At 73.1% G+C, this 23,039-nt stretch carries 19 protein-coding genes and 2 pseudogenes; 13 read left to right on the top strand and 8 right to left on the bottom strand.

Translation table 11 applies throughout. The features are described from left to right. Nucleotides 1-663: 663 nt before the first annotated feature. Nucleotides 664-1,035, top strand: a pseudogene (locus AC02VZ_RS10385) (transposase family protein); the annotation flags it as partial. A 73-nt stretch (nt 1,036-1,108) separates the two neighbouring features. On the opposite strand, the gene AC02VZ_RS10380 reads toward AC02VZ_RS10385, so the two are convergent. Both AC02VZ_RS10380 and AC02VZ_RS10375 read right to left on the bottom strand, forming a co-directional pair. Then, entirely contained in the window at nt 1,109-1,675 is a 567-nt protein-coding gene (locus tag AC02VZ_RS10380; protein WP_476475214.1) for a recombinase family protein, read from the bottom strand. A 48-nt stretch (nt 1,676-1,723) separates the two neighbouring features. Further along, on the bottom strand, nt 1,724-2,146 hold the full coding sequence (locus AC02VZ_RS10375; protein ID WP_476475213.1) for a YjbQ family protein: 423 nt from the start codon (nt 2,144-2,146) through the stop codon (nt 1,724-1,726). A 250-nt stretch (nt 2,147-2,396) separates the two neighbouring features. Between AC02VZ_RS10375 and AC02VZ_RS10370 the strand changes: the two genes are divergently transcribed. Then, entirely contained in the window at nt 2,397-3,473 is a 1,077-nt protein-coding gene (locus AC02VZ_RS10370) for an NAD(P)-binding domain-containing protein (protein ID WP_476475212.1), read from the top strand. 220 nt (nt 3,474-3,693) lie between these two features. Here the strand turns inward: AC02VZ_RS10370 and mltG are convergent, their stop codons facing one another. Together mltG and AC02VZ_RS10360 are read right to left on the bottom strand one after the other, a co-directional pair. Next, the gene (mltG, locus tag AC02VZ_RS10365) at nt 3,694-4,539 is read right to left on the bottom strand and encodes an endolytic transglycosylase MltG (protein WP_432053813.1); all 846 of its coding nucleotides are present in this window, start codon (nt 4,537-4,539) and stop codon (nt 3,694-3,696) included. 43 nt (nt 4,540-4,582) lie between these two features. Further along, entirely contained in the window at nt 4,583-6,385 is a 1,803-nt protein-coding gene (locus AC02VZ_RS10360) for an ABC transporter ATP-binding protein (RefSeq protein WP_476475211.1), read from the bottom strand. A gap of 138 nt (nt 6,386-6,523) precedes the next feature. Between AC02VZ_RS10360 and AC02VZ_RS10355 the strand changes: the two genes are divergently transcribed. The 5 genes from AC02VZ_RS10355 to AC02VZ_RS10335 all read left to right on the top strand — a co-directional run bounded on the left by AC02VZ_RS10355 (nt 6,524) and on the right by AC02VZ_RS10335 (nt 12,693). Then, on the top strand, nt 6,524-6,988 hold the full coding sequence (locus AC02VZ_RS10355) for a MarR family winged helix-turn-helix transcriptional regulator (protein WP_432053811.1): 465 nt from the start codon (nt 6,524-6,526) through the stop codon (nt 6,986-6,988). 395 nt (nt 6,989-7,383) lie between these two features. Next, on the top strand, nt 7,384-9,426 hold the full coding sequence (locus AC02VZ_RS10350) for an ABC transporter ATP-binding protein (RefSeq protein WP_476475210.1): 2,043 nt from the start codon (nt 7,384-7,386) through the stop codon (nt 9,424-9,426). After that, entirely contained in the window at nt 9,423-11,201 is a 1,779-nt protein-coding gene (locus tag AC02VZ_RS10345) for an ABC transporter ATP-binding protein (RefSeq protein ID WP_476475209.1), read from the top strand. Before AC02VZ_RS10350 ends, AC02VZ_RS10345 begins: the two co-directional genes overlap by 4 nt. A gap of 629 nt (nt 11,202-11,830) precedes the next feature. Next, nucleotides 11,831-12,301 (top strand): DUF5709 domain-containing protein, encoded by a 471-nt coding sequence (locus AC02VZ_RS10340; protein ID WP_476475208.1) that lies wholly within the window; start codon nt 11,831-11,833, stop codon nt 12,299-12,301. A gap of 134 nt (nt 12,302-12,435) precedes the next feature. Next, nucleotides 12,436-12,693, top strand: coding sequence for a type B 50S ribosomal protein L31 (locus AC02VZ_RS10335; protein WP_362099248.1), 258 nt, complete (start codon nt 12,436-12,438; stop codon nt 12,691-12,693). A 342-nt stretch (nt 12,694-13,035) separates the two neighbouring features. Here the strand turns inward: AC02VZ_RS10335 and AC02VZ_RS10330 are convergent, their stop codons facing one another. Continuing rightward, nucleotides 13,036-13,830, bottom strand: a complete 795-nt coding sequence (locus tag AC02VZ_RS10330; RefSeq protein WP_476475217.1) for a metal-dependent hydrolase — start codon at nt 13,828-13,830, stop codon at nt 13,036-13,038. A gap of 145 nt (nt 13,831-13,975) precedes the next feature. On the opposite strand from AC02VZ_RS10330, the gene AC02VZ_RS10325 reads away from it, so the two are divergent. Continuing rightward, nucleotides 13,976-16,489 carry a DEAD/DEAH box helicase gene (locus AC02VZ_RS10325; RefSeq protein WP_476475207.1) on the top strand — a complete coding sequence of 838 codons (2,514 nt, stop codon included), beginning with the start codon at nt 13,976-13,978 and terminating at the stop codon, nt 16,487-16,489. A gap of 19 nt (nt 16,490-16,508) precedes the next feature. Beyond that, nucleotides 16,509-17,375 carry an acyl-CoA thioesterase gene (locus tag AC02VZ_RS10320; protein WP_476475206.1) on the top strand — a complete coding sequence of 289 codons (867 nt, stop codon included), beginning with the start codon at nt 16,509-16,511 and terminating at the stop codon, nt 17,373-17,375. Here AC02VZ_RS10320 and AC02VZ_RS10315 read toward each other — a convergent pair. Then, on the bottom strand, nt 17,268-18,080 hold the full coding sequence (locus AC02VZ_RS10315; RefSeq protein WP_476475205.1) for a DUF6397 family protein: 813 nt from the start codon (nt 18,078-18,080) through the stop codon (nt 17,268-17,270). The two genes, AC02VZ_RS10320 and AC02VZ_RS10315, sit on opposite strands and share 108 nt — an antisense overlap. Nucleotides 18,081-18,804: 724 nt before the next feature. Beyond that, nucleotides 18,805-19,218 carry a roadblock/LC7 domain-containing protein gene (locus AC02VZ_RS10310; protein ID WP_432053804.1) on the bottom strand — a complete coding sequence of 138 codons (414 nt, stop codon included), beginning with the start codon at nt 19,216-19,218 and terminating at the stop codon, nt 18,805-18,807. 166 nt (nt 19,219-19,384) lie between these two features. Here AC02VZ_RS10310 and AC02VZ_RS10305 point away from each other — a divergent pair, with 166 nt between their 5' ends. The 4 genes and pseudogenes from AC02VZ_RS10305 to AC02VZ_RS10290 all read left to right on the top strand — a co-directional run bounded on the left by AC02VZ_RS10305 (nt 19,385) and on the right by AC02VZ_RS10290 (nt 22,180). Beyond that, nucleotides 19,385-19,813, top strand: coding sequence for a PPOX class F420-dependent oxidoreductase (locus AC02VZ_RS10305; RefSeq protein WP_432053803.1), 429 nt, complete (start codon nt 19,385-19,387; stop codon nt 19,811-19,813). A 41-nt stretch (nt 19,814-19,854) separates the two neighbouring features. Beyond that, a complete protein-coding gene (locus tag AC02VZ_RS10300; protein ID WP_432053802.1) occupies nt 19,855-20,454 on the top strand; it encodes a class I SAM-dependent methyltransferase in 600 nt (199 codons plus the stop codon). Nucleotides 20,455-20,616: 162 nt separating this feature from the next. After that, nucleotides 20,617-20,928, top strand: a pseudogene (locus AC02VZ_RS10295) (hypothetical protein); the annotation flags it as partial. A 139-nt stretch (nt 20,929-21,067) separates the two neighbouring features. Beyond that, nucleotides 21,068-22,180 (top strand): hypothetical protein, encoded by a 1,113-nt coding sequence (locus AC02VZ_RS10290; RefSeq protein WP_476475204.1) that lies wholly within the window; start codon nt 21,068-21,070, stop codon nt 22,178-22,180. A gap of 312 nt (nt 22,181-22,492) precedes the next feature. Here AC02VZ_RS10290 and AC02VZ_RS10285 read toward each other — a convergent pair whose 3' ends face one another. Next, nucleotides 22,493-22,675, bottom strand: coding sequence for a hypothetical protein (locus tag AC02VZ_RS10285; RefSeq protein WP_432053800.1), 183 nt, complete (start codon nt 22,673-22,675; stop codon nt 22,493-22,495). Between the last annotated feature and the right edge of the window lie 364 nt (nt 22,676-23,039).

Below are 23,039 nucleotides of genomic sequence, written 5' to 3'. Positions count from 1 at the left end.
CGACGGTGGCAGGAACAAGGACCTCGACAATCCTCATTCTTGCTGGTCAGAGGCACTTTCTGCGTTTCTGATCAACCACTGGACAGGCCACCTCGTGAAAGCACGAGGCTAGCGCCAAGCCGAAGGCGAGACAAGCGAATCCGAGGAGCAGGGGAACAACAAACACGAAAAATTTCTTTTACTGTGCTCGGGCTCGGAGGCCGCCAGCCCGAGAAAAGCTATTTCCCGGACCGGCGGCACAGGGTTCTTCCTCTACTGCATCTGAGCCGCATCGAGCATTCCCAGGTGTGTATTTTACGCCCGTTTCCACTCCTGCTTCGATGCCGACTCCGTCACCCACTTCAGTGGCCCACACGGGCTCGCCCTTGCTGTTCCTCCCCCATGCTCCGTTCATATTGAATCCGGAATCATGTCCGGCAACGACTCCGAAAATGTAATGGCCGGAGACTTCTTTGTCCCGACCCCAACTCCTGAGCTGGTCGAGCGAGTCGGCGTTGCTGATAAGCCCTGTGACGTCACCCGACAGTCCTCCGCCGACACCGGCAAGAGATACTGAGCGCTTTTCAACCTATCTCTGAAGTGCGGCAGTTGGGCTGACACCATGGTGAAGCCCCTGGTAGATGGGTTTTCGACCAAGAGAACCGTCTCCACCAGAGGCTTCACGTGCTTGTCTACCCGTCGGGCGTCGACGTGTCCAGCTCCGCCCCCCGTCTCCTCACGCAGCGGTTGCGGCGGCATCGCCGTGCGATCGGTTCCCGTTGGCGGCGCCTGAGTGCCGGCCGCCAGGCCCTACTGACACTCGCCCATCTGCGGGTGGGGCACACGCACGCCCAGCTCGCGGCCAGGTTCGGCGTCGGAACCACGACGGCCTACCGCTCTGTCACCGAGGCTGTCCAACTCCTGGCCGCCCTCGCCCCCAGCCTGGCCGACGTGGTGCGGACTGCGTCGATGAAGGTGTTCCTGATCCTGGACGGCACGCTGCTGCCGATCGACCGCATTGCCGCAGACCGGCCGTCCTGCTCCGGCAAGCGCAAGATGCGGCGGGCGACCTCGCGCAACACCTCGGAGGCGTGCGGGTGCAGCTGGACCTGATCAATTTTTCCTCGCATCACCTTCCGCACGTACCGGAAGCCGTACGACGGCTTGCCCTTCGGACGGCCGGCGGCACGGGTCTTGACGGTGGCGTCACGGTTCCTGCGCTGGATCGCCCGCAGTTCCATCTTCGCGCCCAGGCTTCCATGGTGAAGCGGTTCTCGTCGGCGGGGTCGTCGAGGTTCCAGACCCCGTCGTGGCCGTACGTGACGAGCATCTTCTTCTCGTCCCGCATCTTGCAGCCGGTGTTCAGGCAGTCGACGACATTGCGGCCGAGCCGGTCCACCGCTGCCGCGGCCAAGCCGTCGTACGGGCCCCTTTCGTCACGGAGCCACGGGCCCAGGCTGGGGCGGGTCACGGGATCCGTGGCGCCGGAGACCTCCCAGTCGTCCGCCCAGCCGATGATGTGCGCCCCGACGGATGCGGCGGCAGTGAGCACGTTCTCGCGCTGGCGCTCAGGCGAAGACGTCGCCGACTTCACGCGCGACAGCCGCCGCTCTCCGAGCAGGCACTTGCCGCATCCGTCGCAAGGACGCTCGGCCGCATCAAGGTCCGTACCGCGCCCTTCTTCCCGTTCAAGCACGCATGGCACGGAGAAGCGGCGGCACACGCCCCGGCTGGACGCTCTCCGTCAGCCGAGGAAGCTCAGCCGCACCTTGCGGTCGGGGTTGTCCTTGTTGGTGTCGACCAGGCACACCGATTGCCAGGTGCCCAGTTCGAGGCGTCCGCCGACCACCGGGAGCGTGGCGTGGGGCGGGACGATGGCGGGCAGGACGTGGTCGCGGCCGTGGCCGGGGCTGCCGTGCCGGTGCTGCCAGCGGTCGTCGTCGGGGAGCAGGGTGCGCAGGGCGGCGAGGAGGTCGTCGTCACTGCCGGCTCCGGTCTCGATGACCGCGATGCCGGCGGTGGCGTGGGGCACGAAGACGTTGAGCAACCCGTCGCGGCCGGCCGCGGCGTCCCGCAGGAACGTCTCGCAGTCGCCGGTGAGGTCGACGACCCGCTCCTCGGAGCCGGTGGACACGGTCAGGACTCGGGTGGTGAAGGTGGCGGACATGCTCTCCATCCTGACCCATGGACGGCTGCGTACTCCGCAATCGCGGCACGGTAACGGCGGCGCGGCACGGTAACGGCGGCGTGGCACCGGGACGGTGACGCGGTGCGGGTCGGGTCCGGGGAGCGGCGGCGAGGGGGGTGGGGGTGGGGCTGCGGGGCCATCGAACGGGAGAGGGCGCGCTCGCCGGCGGAGGGGGCCGGTGGGTGTCGCTGCTGGGAAGATCCACGCGCGGCGCAGCGTTAGTAGAAATGTGAACGATATGCGTGAGGTCGAGGTCGCCGTCATCGGCGCCGGGCAGGCAGGGCTGTCCGGCGCGTATCACCTGCGGCGCACCGGCTTCGAGCCGGAGCGCGACTTCGTGGTGCTGGACCGCTCCCCCGGCCCGGGCGGTGCCTGGCAGTTCCGGTGGCCGTCGCTGACGTACGGCAAGGTGCACGGCATGCACGCGCTGCCGGGCATGGAGCTCACGGGCGCCGATCCGGAGCGACCGTCCTCCGAGGTCATCACGGAGTACTTCGACCGCTACGAGCACACCTTCGGCCTGCGGGTGCGGCGCCCGGTGGACGTCCGGGCCGTGCGGGAGGGGCGGGACGGACGGCTGCTGGTCGAGACGTCGGACGGCACCTGGTCGACCCGGGCGCTGATCAACGCCACCGGGACCTGGGACCGCCCGTTCTGGCCACGCTACCCGGGCCAGGAGACGTTCCGGGGCCGCCAGTTGCACACGGCCCAGTACCCGGGGCCGGAGCCGTTCGCAGGGCTGCGGGTGGTGGTCGTCGGCGGGGGCGCTTCGGGCACCCAGCACCTGCTGGAGATCGCGCCCCTCGCGGCGGAGACCACCTGGGTGACGCGGCGGCCGCCGGTTTTCGTCGAGGGCCCCTTCGACGAGGAGGCGGGGCGTGCCGCCGTCGCCCTCGTGGAGGAGCGGGTGCGGCAGGGCCTGCCGCCGCGCAGCGTCGTCTCCGTGACGGGGCTCCCCCTGAACGACGCGATCCGCCGGGGCCTGGCCGACGGCGTGCTGGACCGGCAGCCCATGTTCGACCGGATCACCCCGGACGGGGTGGCCTGGACGGACGGGCGGCGGGTGGCGGCCGACGTCATCCTGTGGGCGACCGGGTTCCGTCCCGCGGTCGAGCACCTGACCCCCTTGCGGCTGCGGGAGCCGGGCGGCGGGATCCGCGTCGAGGGGACCCGGACGGTCGCCGACCCCCGTGTCCGCCTGGTCGGCTACGGCCCGTCCGCCAGCACCGTGGGCGCCAACCGGGCCGGGCGCGCGGCCGTGCGGGACATCCGGCGGCTGCTGGAACGGGAGCGGGCCGCCGCGTGACGCCCGTCGGGGGAACGTCGGAGCGGGAGCCGTTCACGGCCTGAAGGCCCGCCGGACAACCGTCGGACGACCGCCGGAAGCAGGAGCCGGTCCCGCCCTCACGACCGCACCGCCGGACACGCGCCGGACAACCGCCGGACAACCGCCGACCACCCACCGAACGACCGCCCGATGCCGGAGCCGGCCGTGGCCCGAGCGGCTCCGGCGGCCGGTCCGCTGCTCAGCTCTTCTTCTGCTCGGCCGCCTTCTTCTGCTCGGCGTTGAACTCCGCGACGTTGCGCTGGTGTTCCGCGTAGTCGGCGGTGAAGCGGGTCTCACCGGGCCGCACGGTGACGAAGTACAGCCAGTCCCCCGGCGTGGGATTGATCGCGGCGCGCACCGCCTCCTCCCCCGGGTTGTCGATCGGGGTGGGCGGCAGCCCCATGCGCTCGTAGGAGTTGTAGGGGCTGTCGATCTTGGTGTCGGTCGCCGTGGTGCGCAGTGAGGACCTGTTGAGGGCGTAGTTGATGGTGGAGTCCATCTGCAGCGGCATGCCGCGCTCCAGCCGGTTGAAGATCACCCGGGCCACCTTGCCCATGTCCGCCTCGGTGGCCGCCTCCGCCTGGACGATGCTGGCGATGGTGACCGCCTGGTAGACGTTCATCGCGTTGCGCTGGGCGCCGGCGGCGATGGGGGCGCCGTTGAACTTCTTGTTGGCCGTGTCGACCATCGTGGACAGCAGCTTCTCCGGGGTGGCCTTCTCGCCCAGCGGATAGGTGGCCGGGAAGAGGTAGCCCTCCGGATTTCCCTCGGCCTCCTCCGGGAGGCTGAGCTTCGCCTTCGGCAGGGCCTTGCGCGTCGTGCCGGCGGGGAGGGCGAGGGCCTTGTCGACGGCCGCGTACACCTGGCTCGCGCGCCGGCCCTCCGGGATCACCAGGGTCGTGGGCCGGGATTCCCCGTCGTCGCCCAGGGTCAGCAGCGGCACCGCCACGGCGGTGCCGGCCACGACGGCCCCGGTCACGACGAGGGCGAGACGGCCCCGGCGCGTCAGTCGGATCGTGCTCCGTGGCGGAGTGTTCGTCTGCATGCGGGCACGGTAACCCGCGAATCTCCGCAAACCTGGCATATCGTCATCTTGTCGGCTCCAGTTGGGCATCCCGGCGTACCAGGGCGGCGTAGCGCCCGTCCCGCTCCAGGAGTTCGCGGTGGGTCCCGCGTTCGACGACGCGTCCGGCGTCGAGCACCACGATCTGGTCGGCGCCCCGGACGGTGGACAGCCGGTGGGCGATCGTGAGCGTGGTGCGGTTGGCCGACAGCGCGTCGATGGCCTTCTGCACGGCGGCCTCGGTGCGGGTGTCGAGGGCGCTGGTGGCCTCGTCGAGGACCAGCACGGGCGGATCGCGCAGGATGGTGCGCGCGATCGCGAGGCGCTGCTTCTCACCGCCGGAGAACCGGTGGCCCCGTTCCCCGACGATCGTGTCGTACCCGTCGGGCAGGGCGGCGATGTGGTCGTGGATCTGGGCGGCCTCGGCGGCGGCGCGCAGTTCCTCGTCGGTGGCGTCCGGCTTGGCGAAGCGGAGGTTGTCGGCGACCGAGGCGTGGAAGAGGTACGTCTCCTGGGACACCACACCGACCGCGCGGGCCAGCGTGTCGAAGTCGAGGTCGCGGACGTCGACGCCGTCGAGGGTGACCCGGCCGCCGGTCACGTCGTACAGCCGGGGCACGAGATGGCCGAGTGTGGACTTGCCCGCCCCGGTGGAGCCGACGACCGCGAGGCCGGAGCCCGCGGGGACGGTGATGTCGACGCCGTCGAGCACCGGGCCGCCCTTGCCGTCGTAGCCGAAGGTGACGTTCTCGAAGCGGACCTCGCCCTTGACGCGGTCGAGGCGGACCGGGTCCTCGCGCTCGGTGATGTCGACGGGGAGGTCGAGGTACTCGAAGATGCGCTGGAACAGCGCGAGCGAGGTCTGGATCTGCACGCCGGTGGACAGCAGGCTGACGGCCGGCCGGAACAGGCCCTGCTGGAGCGAGACGAAGGCGACGATGGTGCCGATCGACACCTGCGGCCCCCCGGCCTGCAGGGCGATGCCCGCGGTCCAGTAGATGACGGCGGGCATGGCGGCCATGACGATGGTGATGACGGCCATGCGCCAGCGGCCGGCCATGTTCGACCGCACCTCCAGGTCCACCAGCCGCTCGGACTCGTCCGAGAAGGCCCGGGTCAGGGAGTCGGAGCGGCCCATGGTGCGGCCCAGCAGAATGCCGCTGACGGAGAGCGACTCGGTGACCGTGGCGGCCATCGCCGCCATCTGCTTCTGGCGCCGCGTGGTGATCTTCCGGCGTTCGTCGCCGACCCGGCGGCTGATCCACACGAACAGCGGCAGCAGCACCAGGGTGACCACGGTCAGCCGCCAGTCGAGGGCGAGCATCGCGACGACGGTGGCGACCACGCTGGTCACGTTGGACACCAGCGAGGTGGCGGTGGACGTCACGGTGGCCTGCATGCCGCCGATGTCGTTGGCGATGCGCGACTGCACCTCGCCGGTGCGGGTGCGGGTGAAGAAGGCGAGCGACATCCGCTGCAGCCGCCCGTAGACAGCCGTGCGCAGGTCGTGCATGACCCGCTGGCCGACCGTCGTGGAGATCAGCGTCTGCAGCACCCCGAAGACGCTGGTGAGGACGGCGCCGGCGATCATGCCGAGGGCGAGCAGGCTGAGCAGCCCGGTGCGGCCCTGCGGGAGGGCCACGTCGAGGATCGCCTTCAGCAGGAACGGGGTGGCGACCGAGACCAGCGACGCCGCCCCGACCAGCAGGCCGACGACGGCGAGACGGCCGCGGTAGGGCCGGAACAGCCGCAGGATGCGGCGCACCTGCCGGGGCTGCTGCCCGCCGTCGGCGGGTGGGGTCCAGGCGGGCTGGTGGTCGGGGTACATGGTCTCCTTTCCCCGTCTCTCTCCTCGGTGGTGGCCGTCCCGAGGCGCTTCCGCAGCCGCGTCACCGGGCCCGTTCATTGTTACCACGTTCATTGTTACCTGTATTCACAATGAACGACGTCCTGATAATGTTCCCGCATGACCACCCCCGACCCCGACGCCCGACTGGCCGAGCAGTTGCTGCGGCTCACCCGTCGGGTCCACCGCATCCAGAAACGCCATCTGGAGCGGCGCGAGGTCGGCGTCACGCCGGCCCAGTCCCGGTTGCTGCGGACGCTCGCCCACTACGACGCTCCGCCCCGGATGGCCGACCTGGCCGAGCGGCTGGAGGTGGTGCCCCGCGCGGTCACGACGCTGGTCGACGGGCTGGAGGCGGCCGGCAAGGCGCGACGGGTACCCGATCCGGCCAATCGCCGGGTGACCCGCATCGAACTCACCGACGCGGGCCGGGCCGCACTGCGCGAACTGCACGCGGCCCGCCGGGCCGCCGCCGAGGAGATCCTCGCGCCGCTGGACGACGGGCAGCGCGCGGTCCTCGGCCACCTGCTCGACGCCCTGGTCGACGGAGCCGTCACCCCACCCTGCCACGACACCGCGGGCTGACCGCCGCTCGCTGCCCCGAGGGAGACGGGCACGCGGCCCGCCGGTTCCGGACGGTGCCGCGCAAAACCGCTTGCCCCGCCGCACGCTGCGGGGTCAACCTGTCACGGTTTGCTGCCGCCCTTCCGGACGGCGGGCGCTCCTGTCCACCACGACCGACGCACGTCGTCCGGTTGCCTCACCCGCACCCTTCGTCCACCCGCACCCGCACCCGCACGGGTCCTTCACGCCGGTCGGCACCCGTGTGCCGCCTCGGCCAGGCCCCAGCGCCACGGCCCGACCCCGACCGCCTCCCCGCTACCCACCGCCACAACCCGACCGCGTCGACCGTCGGCTCCCGACCGTCGACCCCCTACCGCTGACCGCCGACCGCCCCGAGACGAGCCACTGACGACGTCATGCAGATCCACGACCTCCCCTATCGCGATCCCGGTGTGCCCGACGCACGCTCGGGTCCCCGTTTCCTGTGGTGGCTCTTCCGCAACCAACTGGCCGGGCAGGTGAAGGCCCTCGCCTGGGGGCTGATGCACTTCGCCGCCGTGGCCTCGCTGCCGTTCGGTGTCGGCCTCGCCGTCCAGGCCGCCGTCGACCGCTCGGGCACCGGGCTCGCACGAGCGGGCGGCCTGCTGGCGCTGGCCGGGATCGGACTGGCGGTCGGCGACACCTTCCTGCACCGCGCCGCCGTCACCAACTGGATCACCGCCGCCGCCCGTGTCCAGCAGCTGCTGGCCCGCAGGGCCGCGGACCTCGGCGCCGCTCTGACCCGGCGGGTCGCCGCCGGTGAAGTGGTCGCGGTGTCCACGGGCGACGTCGAGAAGATCGGCTGGTTCGTGGAGGCGCTGTCCCGGTTCACCGCGGCGGCCGTGACCATCGTGGCCGTCTGCGTCGGCCTGGTCGTCCACCAGCCGGCACTCGGCGTCGTCGTCGCCGTCGGACTGCCGGTCATGGCGCTGGCGGTGCTGCCGCTCCTGCCCCACGCCACCCGGCGGGCCGACGTCCAGCGGGAGAAGTCCGGCCGGGCCACCGAACTCGCCTCGGACACCGTGGCCGGACTGCGCGTGCTGCGCGGGATCGGCGGCGAGGAACTGTTCCTCGACCGGTACCGCCACGCCTCCCAGGAGGTCCGGCACGCCGCCGTGCGCAGCGCCCGGATGTGGTCGCTGATCGCCGCGGTCCAGGTCCTGCTGCCCGGGCTGCTGCTGATCGCCGTCGTCCTGTACGGCATCCACCTGGCCCGTCAGGGACGCCTCGCCGTCGGCGAACTGATCACCGTGTACAGCTCCGTGATGCTCCTGGCGTACCCGCTGCGCCACTTCGAGGAGATCGCCATGGCCTACTCCTTCTCCCGGCCGTCGGCCGACCGTGCGGCGCGGGTGCTGTCCCTCCGGCGGCCCACCGACACCGCGGGGACACGGCCGGCCGAGTCCCCGTCCGGCGACCTGTACGACCCGGAGACCGGGCTGCTCGCGCCCGAGGGCCTGCTGACGGCCGTGGTGTGCGGGGACCCGGACGCCGCGGGACGGCTGGCCGAACGGCTGGGCGGCCACGCCGCTCAGGACGGTGCCTCGGTGCTGCTGGGCGAGGTCCCTCTCGACGACCTGCCGCTGGACGCGGCGCGGGCCGCCGTCCTGGTCCAGGACAAGGACCCGGTGCTCCTCTCGGGGAGCCTGCGGGACCTCCTCGACGTGCCGGCGGGCGGCCGGGTCGCGCCGTCGGCGGCCCTGGACGCGGCGCAGTGCGCGGACGTCCTGGCGGCCCTGGCTCAGGGATCGCACGGCGTCGAGGATCCGTTGGAGACGCGGATCACCGAGCGCGGACGGTCTCTGTCGGGCGGCCAGCGGCAGCGGCTCGCGCTGGCCCGCTCCCTGGTCGCCGACCCGGAGGTGCTCGTGCTGGACGAGCCGACGTCGGCCGTGGACTCGCACACCGAGTCCCGGGTCGCCCGGGGCGTGCGCGGCCTGCGGTCCGGGCGCACCACGGTGGTGTTCGCCTCCTCCCCGCTGCTGCTGGACCGGGCGGACCGGGTGGTGTTCCTGCACGAGGGGGCCGTGATCGCCTCGGGCCGCCACCGCGAACTGCTCGGCGCCGAGCCCCGGTACCGGGCCGTGGTCACCCGGGAGACGGAGCACCAGGCGGGGGCCGGGGTGCAGCCCGGGACGCGGGGCCGGGACACGGCCGGCCTCCGGGCCTGCGACGCCGGGGAGGCCGGCCGTCCGGTGGGCCCGCGTGCGGAGACCGGCGGGGCCGGGGTGGCGCGTGCGGAAACCGTCCGGAGCGGGGACGCGGTGGCGCGTGCGGAAACCGCCCGGGGCGGGGGCGGGGGCGGGGGCGGGGACGTCGACGTCGAGCCGCCGCGGCCGGACCGGCTGCGCGAACCGCACGGGCCGGCAGAACGGGAAGAGGGGCCAGCAGAACGGGAAGAGATCGAGGAGACGGCATGATCGGCGTCGCACCCCCCGCCCACGACCCGGCGGCCCCCGCCACGGCGGGCACCCTGCCGGTGGGCGCCCCGGCCACCGTCCGCGCCTACGTGGGCGAGCTGCTGCGCCGGCACCGGCGGGCCTTCGTGGCACTGATCACCGTGAACACCGTCGCCGTGCTCGCCTCCATGGTGGGGCCCTACCTCCTGGGGCGGCTCGTCGAACGCGTCCCGGACCCGGCCCTCGATCTGCACCTGGAACGCACCGCCGCGCTGTTCGTGACGGCGCTGCTGGTGCAGGCGTTCTTCGTCCGGCAGGTGCGGTTGCGCGGGGCCGTGCTCGGCGAACGGATGCTGGCCGATCTGCGCGAGGACTTCCTGGTGCGGTCCGTCGGCCTGCCGCCCGGCGTGCTCGAACGGGCCGGCACCGGCGACCTGCTGTCCCGGATCACCACCGACATCGACCGGCTCGGCAACGCCATGCGCGAGGCCGTGCCGCAGCTGGCGATCGGCGTGGTGTGGGCGGTGCTGCTGGGCGGCCTGGTCGTCACGGCGCCCGAACTCGCGCCGGCCGTCCTGTTGGCCGTGCCGCTGCTGGTGGCGGGCTGCCGCTGGTACTTCCGGCGCGCACCGGCCGCGTACCGGTCCGAGGCCGCCGGGTACGCCGCCGTGGCCGCGGCGCTCACCGAGACGGTGGACGCGGGACGGACCGTCGAGGCGCACCGGCTCGGGGAGCGGCGGGTCGCGCTGTCGGACCAGCGGGTCAGGGAGTGGACCGCCTGGGAGCGCTACACCCTCTGGCTGCGGTCGGTGCTCTTCCCCGTGGTCAGTCTCACCCACGTGACCGTGCTCGCCTCGGTCCTGATGGTCGGCGGGGTGCTCGTCCTGTGGGGCTGGATCGGTGTGGGCCAGCTGACGACGGGCGCGCTCATCGCGCAGATGCTGGTGGATCCGGTCGGGCTGATCCTGCGGTGGTACGACGAGCTGCAGGTCGCGCAGGTGTCGCTGGCCCGGCTGGTCGGCGTGCGGGACATCGAGCCCGCCGCCGGCGACGCCGGGCTCGTTCCGGAGGGACGTCACGTCAGCGCGGACCGGGTGCATTTCGGGTACCGGGAAGGCGTCGACGTGCTGCGCGAGGTCTCCCTGGAGGTGCCGCCGGGCACGAGACTGGCGCTGGTCGGCCCGTCGGGCGCCGGCAAGTCCACCCTGGGCCGGCTGCTGGCCGGGGTCTACGCGCCCCGGGACGGTCGGGTCACTCTCGGCAGCGCCGAGCTGGCCGGCATGACCGCCGAGCGGGTCCGGACGCACGTGGCACTGGTCAACCAGGAGCACCACGTCTTCGTGGGGTCGCTGCGCGACAACCTGCGGCTGGCCCGCGCGGGTGCCGGGGACGCGGAGCTGTGGGCGGCGCTCGGCGCGGTGGACGCGGACGGCTGGGCCCGTGCGCTGGACGACGGCCTGGACACCGAGGTCGGCTCGGGCGGGTCGGCGCTCACGCCCGCCCAGGCCCAGCAGATCGCGCTGGCGCGGCTGGTGCTGGCGGATCCGCACACCCTGGTGCTGGACGAGGCGACGTCGCTGCTCGACCCGCGCGCGGCCCGACACCTGGAACGGTCCCTGGCCCGGGTCCTGGACGGCCGGACGGTGATCGCCATCGCGCACCGCCTGCACACCGCCCACGACGCGGACGTCATCGCCGTGGTGGAGGACGGCCGGATCAGCGAGCTGGGCAGCCATGACGAGCTGGTCGCGGCGGACGGCGCCTACGCGGCGCTGTGGCGGTCCTGGCACGGGTGACCGCCGGGGGCGGGGGCGATGCGGGACGGGGGGGGGCTACGGGGCGGGGGCCATCCGGGACGGGGAGGTTCCGGACCGGGTCGCTCCGGAGCCGGGGCAAGGGCACTCCGGGGCAGCGGTCCCGGAGTGCCCCTGGGGCCGGGACGGGAAGGCCGGTACGGGGAGGGGCCCTGGGCCGAGCACCCGGCCCGGCCGGGTGTGGGCGCTGTCCGGGGGCGGCCCGGCCCGGAGGTGGGCGGTGACCGGGAACGGCTCGGGCGGTGGGGCCCGCCGGCGCGTGCCGCTGTGCGCGCGGTCAGGGGCGGCGGCGCGGCCCCGCGGGCCGGGGGACGCTGCCGCCGGGCCTCGCGCGGTCCCGGATGACGATGCGGCAGGCGGGCTCGATGGCGGTGCCGAACCGGTGAGGCCACAGCCGACACGGCACGGTTCCGGAGCGGGGCAGGGCCGCCGCTGCCGTTGCGCGGTCCCGGAGCGGGGTGAAGGCTGGAGACAGGAGTCGGGCACCGGCTCGGGGAACACCCTGGATCCCGGCGGATCCGGGAAGGGTGGCACCGGTGTCCCGTACGAGGGCGGTCCGGTGCGGCCGCGGCGGGAACGCGGGCGGCCCGTCCCCACCCCTGGAGGTACCCGTGAGAAGCGCCGAAGGATGGGGAGACGACGTCTACCAGCCGGACGCGTCCGACATCCAGGACGACGCCGGACTCCTCGACGCCGAGGACACCCTGGTGGACGACGGTGTCGACGACCCCCTGGACCGTGGCTGGTCACCGCCCGAGCGGCCCTGGGCCGTGGAGCAGAACGGCGTGACGGCGGAGGAACGCCGCCGGGGCGAGACCCTCGACCAACGGCTCGCCGAGGAGCTGCCGGAACCGGCCCCGCCCGGCGGCGACGGTCTCGGTGACTGGGAGGACGGCGACGGGGAACTCCTGGACGACGAGGTCGGCGCGGTCCGCTCCGGCCGGCTGGTGGCCCCCGACGAAGGGGCCCACGAGGACGAGGAGGAGGCCCTGGTCGCCACGGACGTCGGCATCGACGGCGGGGCCGCGTCCGCCGAGGAGGCCGCCATGCACGTCGTGGACGAGGACGCCCTGCCCGGCTGATCCGTCCCCGGTTCCGGCCCTCCGCCGTCACCGACTGCCCACCGCACGTCGACCGCACGTCGACCGCTCGCTTCGTACCCGTACCTCTCTCCCGGACCGGCCGAGCGCCTGTCCGCGACGCCCGAGGAGCATCCATGCAGCAGGACAAGCACCCCGACTACCACCCCGTCGTCTTCCGCGACCGGGCCGCCGGGTACGCCTTCCTGACCCGGTCGACCGCGACCAGCGAGCAGACCATCGACTGGGACGACGGCCAGACCTATCCGGTGGTGGACGTGGAGATCTCCTCGGAGAGCCACCCCTTCTACACCGGCAAGGCCAGGACGGTGGACACGGAAGGGCGCGTCGCCGCCTTCGAACGCCGCTACGGCGGCGGCCAAGGCACCGGCTGAGCGGCGGCTCGCCACCCGGAACACCGCCCCGCCCGGGACAGCCAGGTGCCCCGCCCGGGACAGTGCCTCCTGCGGGCCCCTCCGCGCCCAGCACCCTCCGTGCGGGACCCCACGCGTTACGTCCCGCGTGGGTCCGGGCCGCCCGTCTGGTCCGGGCCGGGCGTGTGGTCCTGGCCGGGCGCCGTTCCGCGCGGGGCAGGTCCGGCCCGGGTGGTTGCCGTCCGTCGTGGGCCGCCGCCCACGACGAGTCCGTGGGGCCCGCGGGTTCCCGGAGGGCGGACGGACGGGCGGGCGGACGGGGAGCGTCGGATGACGGCGGCGGCGTCGGGAACGTCGGGGAGGTCAGATGAAGTTGAGTGCCGCCGCACCGCCCACGCCGCCGAGCAGCATGAACGCGGGCATCAGCACCTTCAGCTCCACCCAGCTGCCGGCCCGGAACCTGAGCGCCTTGGGCGGGCCGACCGGGTACCAGCGCTTGCGGCCCACGGGTATGGGCCACAGGATCGGGCAGCCCGAGACGGTGAGCGCGTCGCCGATGTCGTGCACGAGCGCGCCCAGCACGATCGGCAGGCCGAGCCACAGGTACTCCTGGCCGGGTGCCGTGAACAGCCAGGCGGCGCCGTTGCCCGGCTGGTCCAGGATGTCCGCGATGATCCACGCGCTGGTCCCGGCCAGCAGCCACACCAGGACGTCGCTGCTGGAGCCCCGGGTGGCCCGCCACAGCAGGCCCTCGATGGCCAGCACCATGTGCACGAACAGGATCGCCAGCACCGCCCAGCGGCCGCCGTAGATCGCCAGGGCCGAGGTGCCGGTGCCGATCAGGACGGCCCACAGCCAGGTGTGGGTGAGGGTCCGGTGTCCGCCGGTACGGCGGGGGTCGCCCTGTTTCTTCGTCGCTTTGTAGACGGCGAAGGACAGTTTGTCGACGATCTCGCAGAGCCATCGCGACAGCGGTCCGAACGCCCGCGAGATGGTGGCCGCCTTGTGGTCGAGGTCGGGGGCGAGTGCGGCTCCCGCGCAGATCAGCGCACCGGCCAGCAGCACCGGCCAGGGCATGGGCCTCCCGGCCGCGGCGGTGGCCGCGCCGACACCGAGCCAGGCAGCGGCGCCCGACAGTGAGTGTGCTGGTCCCATCATCGCCGTGGCCCGCCCCATTTCTTGTACTGTGCCGCCCCGTTGACCCGGTGCGTCGACGTCCCCTCGGCGGAACAGCGTAGCCTTCGCGATCTTCGGTCCCGCATCCGATTCCCGCATCGGGTGACCGGGCAGGCAAGATGGGTGCGTGACCCTCATCGATCAGCTGCCGACGACCGCCGACCCCGACGCCCTGTACGAAGCCTTCGAGTCGTGGGCCGTCGAGCGCGGTCTCACGCTCTATCCGCACCAGGAGGAGGCGCTGATCGAGGTGGTCTCCGGGGCGAACGTGATCGTCTCGACGCCCACCGGCTCCGGCAAGAGCATGATCGCGGCAGCCGCGCACTTCGCCGCTCTGGCGCGCGACGAGGTGACCTTCTACACGGCGCCGATCAAAGCGCTGGTGTCGGAGAAGTTCTTCGAACTGTGCAAGATCTTCGGCACGGAGAACGTGGGCATGCTGACCGGCGACGCGTCCGTGAACGCGGACGCCCCGGTCATCTGCTGCACCGCCGAGGTGCTGGCGTCCATCGCGCTGCGGGACGGCCGCCAGGCGGACGTGGGCCAGGTCGTCATGGACGAGTTCCACTTCTACGCGGAGCCGGACCGCGGCTGGGCCTGGCAGATCCCGCTGCTGGAACTGCCGCAGGCGCAGTTCGTGCTGATGTCGGCGACGCTCGGTGACGTCTCCTTCTTCGAGAAGGACCTCGCCCGGCGCACCGGCCGCCCGACCGCGGTGGTCAGGTCGGCGACCCGCCCGGTCCCGCTGTCGTACGAGTACCGCTACACACCCCTCACCGAGACGCTCACCGACCTGCTGGCGGCCCGGCAGGCACCGGTGTACATCGTGCACTTCACCCAGGCGCAGGCCGTGGAGCGGGCGCAGGCGCTGATGAGCATCAACATGTGCACCCGGGAGGAGAAGGACCGGATCGCCGAGCTGATCGGCAACTTCCGTTTCACCACCCGCTTCGGCCGCAACCTCTCGCGGTACGTCCGGCACGGCATCGGCGTCCACCACGCCGGGATGCTGCCCAAGTACCGGCGGCTGGTGGAGAAGCTGGCGCAGGCCGGCCTGCTGAAGGTGATCTGCGGTACCGACACGCTCGGCGTGGGGGTCAACGTGCCGATCCGCACGGTGCTGTTCACCGCGCTGACGAAGTACGACGGGAGCCGGGTGCGCACCCTGCGGGCCCGGGAGTTCCACCAGATCGCCGGGCGGGCCGGACGCGCCGGCTTCGACACGGAGGGTTTCGTCGTCGCCCAGGCGCCGGAGCACGTCGTGGAGAACGAGAAGGCGCTGGCCAAGGCGGGCGACGACCCGAAGAAGCGCCGCAAGGTGGTGCGCAAGAAAGCGCCCGAGGGTTTCGTGGGGTGGACGGAGCAGACCTTCGAGAAGCTGATCGCCTCTGAGCCGGAGCCGCTGACGTCCCGGTTCCGCGTGACGCACACGATGCTCCTGTCGGTGATCGCCCGCCCCGGCAACGCCTTCGAGGCGATGCGCCGGCTGCTGGAGGACAACCACGAGCCGCGCAAGCAGCAGGTGCGGCACATCCGGCGGGCCATCGCCATCTACCGCTCGCTGCTGGACGGCGGCATCGTCGAGAAGCTGGACACGCCGGACGCCGAGGGCCGGATCGTGCGCCTCACCGTGGACCTGCAGCAGGACTTCGCGCTGAACCAGCCGCTGTCCACGTTCGCCCTGGCGGCGTTCGAACTGCTGGACCCGGAGTCGCCGTCGTACGCCCTGGACATGGTGTCGGTGGTGGAGTCCACGCTGGACGACCCGCGTCAGATCCTGGCCGCCCAGCAGAACAAGGCGCGCGGTGAGGCCGTCGCCGCGATGAAGGCGGACGGCGTCGAGTACGAGGAGCGCATGGAGCGCCTCCAGGACATCACGTACCCGAAGCCGCTGGAGGAGTTGCTCTTCCACGCGTACAACACCTACCGCAAGAGTCACCCCTGGGTCGGCGACCACCCGCTCTCGCCGAAGTCCGTGGTACGGGACATGTACGAACGGGCCCTGTCCTTCACCGAGTTGGTGTCGCACTACGAGCTGGCCCGCACCGAGGGCATCGTGTTGCGCTACCTCGCCAGTGCCTACAAGGCGCTGGACCACACCGTGCCGGACGACCTCAAGTCGGAGGACCTGCAGGACCTGATCGCCTGGCTGGGCGAGATGGTGCGCCAGGTGGACTCCAGTCTGCTGGACGAGTGGGAGCAGCTGGCCAACCCGGAGACGATGACCGCCGAGGAGGCGCAGGAGAAGGCCGACCAGGTCAAGCCCGTCACGGCCAACGCGCGGGCCTTCCGGGTGCTGGTGCGCAACGCGATGTTCCGCCGGGTGGAGCTGGCGGCGCTGGACCGGGTGGACGAACTGGGCGAGCTGGACGCCGAGTCCGGCTGGGACGCCGACGCCTGGGGCGAGGCCATGGACGCCTACTGGGACGAGTACGAGGAGCTCGGCACCGGGCCCGACGCGCGCGGCCCCAAGCTGCTGCTGATCGAGGAGGAGCCGGAGCACGGGCTGTGGCGGGTCCGGCAGATCTTCGACGATCCCAACGGCGACCACGACTGGGGCATCAGCGCCGAGGTCGACCTGTCCGCCTCCGACGCGGAGGGCCGCGCGGTCGTGCGGGTCACCGCCGTCGGCCAGCTGTGAGCGCGGGGGCACACCACCGATGACGAATCCTGCCGACAGCCTCGTCGCCCTGCTCGACCTGGAGCGGATCGAGGTCGACATCTTCCGGGGCCGCAGTCCCGAGGAGTCGCTCCAGCGGGTCTTCGGCGGCCAGGTGGCGGGCCAGGCGCTGGTCGCCGCGGGCCGCACCACGGACGGCGACCGTCCGGTGCACTCGCTGCACGCGTACTTCCTGCGCCCGGGCCGTCCGGGGGTGCCGATCGTGTACCAGGTGGAACGGGTGCGGGACGGCCGGTCGTTCACCACCCGCCGGGTCACCGCGGTGCAGCAGGGCCGCACGATCTTCAATCTGACCGCCTCCTTCCACCGGCCGGAGCCGGCCGCCTTCGAGCATCAGGTGCCGCCCGCCCGGGAGCTTCCGGAGCCCGAGTCGTTGCCCACGCTGGCGGACGAGCTGCGCGAGCACCTGGGCGAACTGCCGGAGCAGTGGGAGCGCATGGCCCGCCGTCAGCCCTTCGACATCCGTTACGTGGACCGGCTGCGCTGGGACCCGGACGAGGTCAGGGACGCGGAGCCGCGCAGCGCCGTGTGGATGCGGGCGGTCGGCCCGCTCGGCGACGACCCGCTGGTGCACACCTGCGCCCTGACCTACGCCAGCGACATGACACTGCTGGACGCCGTGCGCATCCCGGTCGAGCCGCTGTGGGGGCCGCGCGGCTTCGACATGGCGTCGCTGGACCACGCCATGTGGTTCCACCGCCCGTTCCGCGCGGACGAGTGGTTCCTGTACGACCAGGAGTCACCGGTGGCCACGGGTGGACGCGGGCTGGCCCGCGGCCGGATCTACGACCGGCGGGGACAACTGCTGGTCTCGGTGGTGCAGGAGGGTCTGTTCCGCGCGGTGTAGGCCGACCGCGGGGCGACGGTCCCCGGTCCCGTCCGGTCCGGGCGTCGGGTGTCCGGCGTACGCCTCCGGTGCCGCGGCGGACGGTGCAGCGCAGCGGCCCGCCGGCCGGGGTCCGCCGGCACCGAGCGGCCGGTTCCGTGCGTGAGGCGCGGGGCGGGGCGCCGGCCGGTGGGCGCGAGCCTCGGCCACCAGCCGGGCCAGTTCGGCCCGCAGCCAGGCGATCTCGTCCGGGTCCTGCGCCGTCACCACCTCCCGCGCCAGGGCGGCGGACGGAGAGTCGGGGGCGCCGTGGACCGGCGATCCGGGCCGGGAGAGGATCACCCGCCATCGCTCGTGGGGGTCCGGGACGACCCTGGAGAGGTGGAGCGGGGCGAGCAGCGCCGCCACGGCCCCGGCCCGCACCCAGGGGTCGTTGCCCGCCCGGCGGAGCAGGAGGCCCAGATGCCGTTGGCGCCAGTTGCGGGGCCTCGGGTCGAGGCCGGCGTCGAGACGGCCGCGCGGTGCTCCGGCGGTCCGGCCGGTGAGCAGGTGGGCGTTGCGCGGATCGTCGGCGAACTGCCGCACCTCGTCGGCAGGGTAGAACCAGACCACGGTGCGGTGGCGGGTCGGGCGGAACGCCACCGGCACCAGCATCCCGAGCCGGGCGAGCCGGGTGAACCTCTCCTTCGGCACGCCCATCAGCGCGGCGCCTTCCGCGGTGTCCACGACGGACGTCCCGTCCGGCAAGATCCGAGGCCCGTCGGCCCGGGACCGGGGCAGGGGCGGCGTGTCGGGGCAGGCCCCGGGCAGGGGCGGCCCGTCGGGACAGGACCGGGGCAGGGGCGGCGCCGACCGGTCGGGACGCGGCCGTTCCGCCCGGCGCTCCCCTGCCCGGTGCGCTCCTCCCCGGTCCCGGTCCCCGATGCGATCGCGGTCCGCGTCTCCGCCTCGGTCGCGGTTTCGATCCCCGTCTCGGTCGCGGTCTCGGTTTCCGCCTCGGTCGCGGTCTCGAACGCGGCCTCGGTCGCGGTCGCCGCACGTCGGCAGGTCTGCTCCGGGTGACGTCCCCTCGTGGGCGAGGCCCCGGTGGTGTGCGGCGCGTCCGCCCTGGGTGTCCCGGCACGCCGCGGGTGGCGGGCCGGCACACGCACCCCCGTCACCGAAGCCCGTCGTGGGCGACGCGTCGGTGAGCGTGCCCGGGCGCGTGATGGCGGCGTGTGCGAGGTGCGTGGCGTGGCCGGCGTATGCGGTGTGCTCGGCGTATGCGGTGTGTTCGGCCTGCTCGGCGTATGCGGTGTGTGCGGTGTGTGCGGTCATGGCCGTCTCCCCCGTGAGGCGTGCGGCGGACGCCGAGTGCGCCCGCCAGGAAGACGGTATCCGCTCGGTGACTCTCCGTGGCGACCTTGTGGATAACTGCCACGTCGTCACCTGCCGTACGGGAACGCCCAGGTCAGAGCTGGGTGCCGGGATCGTTACCGGGACGCCGGGGGTCGACGCCGAGGTGTTCGCCCACCCGGCTGACGAGAAGGGTCATCTCGTAGCCGACGCGACCCAGGTCGGCTTCGGCACCGCTCAGGACGCAGAGGCAACTGCCGTCACCGGCGGCGGTGACGAAGAGGACCGCGTCGTCGAACTCGACGAGCGTCTGGCGCACCTCACCCGCACCGAAGTGCCGGCCCGAGCCCTTGGCGAGACTGTGCAGTCCGGAGGAGACGGCGGCGAGGTACTCGGCGTCCTCCCGGCGCAGCCCGGTGCTCGTCCCCGTCACCAGGCCGTCGTTGGACAGGACCAGCGCATGCCGTATGTGCTCGACGCGCTGGGTGAGATCGTCCAGCAGCCACTCGAGACCCTGGTTCTGCGCCATGTCGTGCCTCTCCCCCTGCACTTCGCTGTACTCCGCTGCACCTGGCCGTACTTCGCTGTACGTCGCTGTACTTCGCGGGGAACGTTCCCCGCCGCTTCCCCCATGCGGGCTTCCCCCCGGGTCAGCCTTCCCCACGATCGGACGCCGGGCAAGAAGAATGGGCATCATGGGACAGAAGATGACCGACGAGGAGTGGCGGGAATTCGTCTCGTACGGGACCCGCACCGGCAAGCTGTGCACCGTTCGCGCCGACGGGAGCCCTCATGTGGCGCCCGTCTGGTTCCTGATCGACGGTGACGAGGTGGTGTTCAACACCGGCAGCGGCACCGTCAAGGGGCGCAATCTGGCCCGGGACGGCCGGGTCGCCCTCTGTGTGGACGACGACCGCCCCCCGTTCCACTACGTCGTGTTGCAGGGCCGGGCCCGGCTGTCGGAGGATCCGGCCGAACTGCGGCACTGGGCCGCCCGGATCGGCGCGCGGTACATGGGTGAGGAGCGTGCCGAGGAGTTCGGCCGCCGCAACGGCGTGCCCGGCGAACTCCTCGTCCGGGTCGTCATCGACAAGGTGGTGGCGGAGAAGGGTGTCGCGGACTGAGCCCGGCGGGTGCGACGGAGCGGATACGGGACCATGCGTCCATGAGCGATCACCACAGCCACGTGCAGGAGTTCTTCGCGGCCCGGGCCGCGGACTGGGACCGCCGGTTCCCCGACGACGGCCCCGCCTACGCCGCGGCCGTCGCCGCGCTCGGGCTGCGCCGGGGAGACCGGGTGCTGGACGCCGGGTGCGGCACCGGGCGTGCCCTGCCGCCGCTCCGCGCGGCCGTGGGTGCCTCCGGGACGGTGATCGGCGCCGACCTGACTCCGGCCATGCTGCACGAGGCCGCACGGGCGGGCCGTGACCGGGACGCGGCGCTGCTGCTCACCGACGCGGCGGCGCTTCCGCTGCGCGCGGGTGTGCTGGACGCCGTGTTCGCCGCCGGTCTGATCGCCCATCTGCCACACCCCGCGCAGGCGTTGCGGGAGCTGGCCCGGGTGGTGCGGCCCGGCGGGACGCTCGCGCTCTTCCATCCCGTCGGTCGTGCTGCGCTCGCCGCGCGCCAGGGCCGCCGACTGACCGCGGACGATCTGCGCGCCGAACCCAACCTCCGCCCTCTGCTGGCCGGTTCGGGGTGGTGGATGACCTCGTACGCGGACGAGGACGCCCGGTTCCTGGTGCTGGCATCTCGTGTGCGCTGACGGCCGTCCGGAGGGCGGCGGCTTCCGGACGGCGTGAGCGCCCGGCCGTACGGCCCTCTTCTGCCGCCGGTCCGTCCGACCGTACGTTGAATGACAGGGGGCGAGGGGCTGGCAGGACGCGAACGGTCGGCGGCAGGAACCGTACGGGGGACGGTGGACCGTATGGGGGACAGGATCCGGGACGGGTTCGACGGGTTCGGCAGGCTCGTCGCTGGCGGACGCACCGCGGAGAGGACCGAGGCGGCACCGCGGGAACGTCCGCACAACCTCTTCGAGGCGGCCTCGGCCTACGTCACGGTCCGTGTCGAGGACGACCGGGACGGGATCGAGGAGGCGCGCCCGGCTGGGTGTCGCCCGAGGCGCTGCCCTTCGGGGTGAACGAGCCGGCCGGCCGGGCCGTCGTGGCGCCGGCCCGGGAACGCGGCGAGTCACCGGGGGGCCGTCGCGCGGGCGCTGCTGAGGCTCCCGGCGGCCCGACCTGCCTGCCCGGAGGGACGATTCGTCCCCGTCCGGCCGGAAAGCTGCAGCTCGGCAGGCTCCTGCCGGGTCGTGACAAGGCCCGCGGAGTCGGTCTAGTGTGCGCGCCGAAGGACGAACCGACGGGGAGGCTGGGATGGCCGGGACGGACGAGGAAGCCGTCGCCGCCGCGGAGGACGCGCTCTATGTGCTGACGGCCGTGCTGCTGACGCCGGCGAAGTTCCCGAGCGTGCTGGGCGACGACTATCCGGAAGCGTGCGCGGCGCTCGGTCTCGCGCCGGTCGCCGACGGGTACGGGCTGGTGCTCGGCCAGGACGGCGAGGGCGCCCGGTGGACCGTCGTCGTGGACGACGTGTCACTGGTCGCCGTGGCGATCGCCTCCTGGGACTGCGGCATGGAGCACGATCTCTCGCCGGACGAGCGCACGGTCGTCGCCGCGCTGCCCGGCTGGCCGCTGGCGGTCGCCGTGGCGGCGCCGAACGTCCCGGCGCCGCACGACCCCGACCCGGAGATCGCCGGGCCGGCGTTGACGCCGCCGGACACGAGCGTCTGGGGACCGGCACAGCGTCGCCTGGGTGCCGACGAGATCGCCCTCCAGTGGGCGACCTGGCGGGACCAGATCGACGACGCCGCGTTCGTCACCCCGGCCTCCGGAGCCACCGCCGGTGGCGACGGCAGCAGCACAGAAGCGGGCGCGAGCCCAGGCACGGACAGAGGCCCAGGCCCAACGGACACAGGCCAAGGCCCAGACGCAGACGCAGTCGCAGCCGCAGCCGCAGGTCAGCCTGACGCGAGTGGTTCCGGCGGAGGCACGGCCGGCGGCTCGGGTGCTGAGGGCGCGGCGGAGCAGCGGCACCTGGGTTCGGGAACGGACACGGATACGGCCCGCCGCTCCGGCGAGGCGCGGGACCTGAGCACCCCAGGCGGTCCACCCGCTTCGGGCGACTCGCGCACTGCGGACGTCGGGGACGGGCAGCCGAAGCACAGCGGTATCCGCCGCGTCCTGGCGGAGGCCCGCGCGTACGTCGACTCGCCGCCGCCGCTCGGCCGCGTGCGGTCGTCGTTCGCCTCCGGCGAGGCGCGCACGCTGCGCGCCGACGGCCCCGGCTGGTCGATGGTGGCACGGACCGACGACATCGCCTTCGTCCTGCTGGACGACGAACCCGGCGAGGTACTGCCGGTGGGCCGGGGTCCGGAACTCCCCGGCCTCCTCCAGGCCCTCGACGCGATGGCCGTGCGCCCGCTCTGACCCGCCGGCCGCTCCCTCCTCCGCCTCACGGGCGGCGGCCGGCAGCCGGGCGGGACCCGGTCATGGGCCTGGACGGGCGGGAACCGGTCCTGGGCCTGGACGGGCGGGATCCGGTCCTGGGCCTGGACGGGCGGGATCCGGTCCTGGGCAGGGAAGCGGCGCTCCCCTGCCCGCCCGGTGATGCGCCCGGTCACGCCCGGCAAGGGCAGCTCGGCGAGTCGGCCCGACGGCGCCCCTCCCTCGGTCGGGCGCGGGGAGTGTCCGGCCCGGCGCCGCCCCTCGGGTCGGTGTGACGATCGCGGTGTCAGCGGTTCAGCGGCCCAGCTCCTTACGGGAGACACGGCGCAGCCTGCGCCGCTGTGCGGGGTCCAGGGTGAGGTACGCGGCGGCCGGGACCCCCAGAATGATCAGCACCGCGGCCCACCAGGGCAGCCAGATGAGCAGGATGAGCCCGGCTGCCACACCCCCCGCGGCAATCTTGGCGTTGTTCGACATGAGTGTCGCCTCCTTCGCGGCCACTGCCGCTCTCTGTCGTGAAAACGGGCCCGCGCCACCGACGGTTCCTGACCGCGACCCTGAAACGACCCTGACGTGCGCCCCTTAGGGCCTGTCACCACCTTCCCGTCTCCGCCCGAAGGGCGGGCCGTGCGCGTCCCGAAGGCCAGGCCGTCGGCACCTCGGTGCGTGCACTGCCCCGCACGGCAGACGGGAACGTGACGACCAAGGCCCAGCGTCCTCCCCCAGCGGGCAGCGGGCCAGTGGTCGGGTCCGCCCCGTTGAACGCGACCCGGTACCGCCCCGGCGACACCCGTACCGTCCCCTACCCTCCGGACGCCCCGCACACCGACCGACCCGTACC

The organism is Streptomyces sp. 3-6 (assembly GCF_056323165.1).
This window is presented reverse-complemented; position numbering and strand designations above follow the sequence as displayed.